We start from the raw sequence: 297 nt of genomic DNA, 5'->3' as shown, positions 1-297 counted from the left end.
GAGGACGACGCGCTCGACCGTGCGCTCATCGCCGCCACACGCCTCGCGCAGGGCGGCTCGGCACCCGCGGCCGATGCGCTGCGACGCAATCGCGACCGCTGGGAGGACACGATCCGACCGCACGTGCGGGATGCCGCGAGCCTCGATCTCGTGATGCTGCTCAGTGACGGCCTGTACTTCAACAACTCGCTCGATGTGCACGGTCCAGAGCGTCTCGTGCCGCGAAGCGACGAGCTGTCCGATCTCATCGCTCTCGTGCTGCGCGCCACGGCCCGCTGACCCAGGCGGAACGACAGA

1 protein-coding gene is annotated in these 297 nt (G+C 69.0%); it reads left to right on the top strand.

The features are described 5' to 3' along the window. A partial coding sequence (locus SB773_RS31020; protein WP_410594092.1) for a hypothetical protein occupies window positions 1-279 on the top strand: 279 nt, incomplete at its 5' end. Window positions 280-297 lie beyond the last annotated feature (18 nt).

The sequence above is a fragment of the Bacillus sp. SIMBA_074 genome, assembly GCF_046534555.1.
GTDB classification, from domain to species: domain Bacteria; phylum Bacillota; class Bacilli; order Bacillales; family Bacillaceae_G; genus Bacillus_A; species Bacillus_A mycoides.
This window is presented reverse-complemented; position numbering and strand designations above follow the sequence as displayed.